Annotated in this window: 2 protein-coding genes; both read right to left on the reverse strand. The window is 70.8% G+C overall.

Features of this window, described 5'->3' with window-relative positions; translation table 11 throughout:
- Positions 1 to 1,601 (reverse strand): tetratricopeptide repeat protein (locus ACFE86_RS22470; RefSeq protein WP_375457522.1); only part of this gene is annotated, 1,601 nt, incomplete at its 3' end.
- Positions 1,602 to 1,739: 138 nt separating this feature from the next.
- Positions 1,740 to 2,455 (reverse strand): electron transfer flavoprotein-ubiquinone oxidoreductase (locus ACFE86_RS22475; protein WP_375457521.1); only part of this gene is annotated, 716 nt, incomplete at its 5' end.

Here is a 2,455-nt window from a genome sequence, read left to right on the forward strand (position 1 = left end):
AGGCCTACGCGCAGATCCCCGCGACCTCCCCGCTCAAGCTCGACCGCCTTCTCCAGTTCCCGCACCGCGTCGTCCCAGCGGCCGAGGCGGTAATAGGCCCAGCCCAGGCTGTCGACGATCATGCCGTCCCGGGGCGAGGCGTCGGAGGCCTGCTGCAGCAGCTTGAACGCGTCGTCGATGTTGATCTTCTGGTCGACCCAGGAGTAGCCGAGGTAGTTCAGAACCTGCGCCCGCGCGGCGGGCTGGCTCGGGGGTACCAGCGAGAGCGCCTTCTGCAGGTCGGCCTCGGCCTTGGGCCACTGCTTGGCGCGCTCGTAGGCGGTGCCGCGGAAGTAGTAGGTCGTCCAGAAATTGGCCTGCGGCCGGTCGCCGATCAGCCCGAGGGCACGGGTGTAGGTCTCGGCGGCCTCGCCGTACCTCTTGCGCGACCGCTGGACGTTGCCGAGCGCGGTGATCACGTCGATGTCGTCCGGGTGCGCCTTCATCGCGGCGTCGAGGTACTGCAGCGCCTCGTCGCCCTTGCCGGCCTGCTCCAGGTTGAGCCCGATCTGGATGTCGGCGTTGAGCTTGAGCGGCGAGGTCGCCGGGATCTGCGCGTAGGCCTCGTTCGCCCGCTCCGGCTGCTTCATCCGGTCCAGCGTGTCGGCGAGCGTGAGGCGGGCGAGCGCGTGGTCGGGAACGAGGTAGAGGGCGAGGCGCAGGTAGACCACGGCCGGCAGCTCGTCCCCTTGCGTCGAGCCGGCGGAGCCGAGCCCGTACAGCACCTCGCCCGCGCCTTCCTGCGCGGTGGTGACGATGCGGGCGAGCGGCTTGCCGGCCTTCAGCCTGTCGAGGGCGTCGCGCACGATCGGGTGGCGCGCCATCAGCGTGTCGAAGTCGGTATAGGCCTGGATCGCCAGGTCCGTGCGCCCGGCATTGGCCTCGAAGCGGGCGTAGGCGTCGACGATGCGCAGCGTGTTGCGGTCCGCGTCGTAGGCCGCCTTCAGGCGGCGCTCGGCCTCGGCCTGATCGCCGGTGACGCTGGCGATGAGCCCGGCATGGTAGTCGCGGAACGTGTTGTAGTAACGCTCGCCCTTGAGCTTGCCCACGGTCTCCAGGGCGCGCTTGCCCTCGCCCGCGCCGGCATAGGCCCAGGCGGTGAGCAGCGTCGCGGTGAGGTCGGCGGCGGCCCCCCGGCCGCTGCGGGAGAAGTTCTGCCGGGCGGCCGACCACTGGCCGGCCTTGATCTGACGGACGCCGAGCGAAAGCTGGGCCAGCCCGTTGGTGCCGTCGCGGCTCACCAGCCGTTCGGCGCCGCGGAAGGCGTCCGGCAGGGCGCCGTCGGCCAGGAGCGAGACAAAGGCGCGCTCCAGCAGTTCGGTGTTGCGCGGGTCGGCCTTGACCGCCTCGCGGTAGAAGTTCGCCGCCGCCGCGGTGTCGCGCGACGCGCCGGCGATGTAGGCCGACAGGAAGTTGCCCTCGAGCGATTCCGCCGGCTCGTACTCCGACATCGGGCTCGATTCGCGCGGCTGCGCGGCCCTGGCCTGGGCGACGAGGGAGACGCCCGCGGCGAGCGTCAGGGCGAGCACCGTTGCGGTGCGGCGGACGCGGTTGTCGGTCATGGGCACCGTTCACGGCTCCTGCGGGCGCCTGTCCGTCGCGGCTGAGGCGGCGCCGACTGCGGCGAGACACTGGACTCTACCCGCCACGCCCGCAAGGCGAAAGGATGGCGCGGGTCCGGGGCGCTCGCGCCGCCCGAATCACATGTTCGGGTAGTTCGGCCCGCCCGGTCCCTCCGGGGTCACCCAATCGATGTTCTGGTTCGGGTCCTTGATATCGCAGGTCTTGCAGTGGACGCAGTTCTGCGCATTGATCTGGTAGCGCACGCCGTCGGTAACGGCTGCATCCTCCACCCACTCGTAGACGCCGGCCGGGCAGTAGCGCGCCGAGGGACCGCCGAACACGTCGTGCTCGGAGGTCTTCTGCAAACCGATGTCCTTCACCCGGAGGTGGGCCGGCTGATCCTCCGCGTGGTTGGTGTTCGAGAGGTAGACCGAGGAGAGCCGGTCGAAGGTGAGCCGGCCGTCGGGCTTCGGGTAGACGATCGGCGTCACCTCGGACAGCGGCCTGGTGCAGGCGTGGTCGGGCTTGCCGTGCTTGAGCGTGCCGAACGGCGAGGCGTTCAGCAGGGTGTTGGCCCACATGTCGAGGCCGCCGAGCCCCACGCCGGCCAGCGTCCCGTAGCGCGACCACAGCGGCTTGACGTTGCGCACGGCGTGCAGATCGGCACCGATCGGGCTGTCGCGCCAGCCGGAATCGTAATCGGAGAGCTCGTCGCCCCGGCGCCCGGCCTTCAGCGCCGCCGCGATGGCGTCGGCTGCCTGCATCCCCGACAGCACCGCGTTGTGCGAGCCCTTGATCCGCGGCACGTTCACGAAGCCGGCGGAATCGCCGACGAGGCAGCCGCCGGGGAAGA

The organism is uncultured Methylobacterium sp. (assembly GCF_964244095.1).
Classification (GTDB): domain Bacteria; phylum Pseudomonadota; class Alphaproteobacteria; order Rhizobiales; family Beijerinckiaceae; genus Methylobacterium.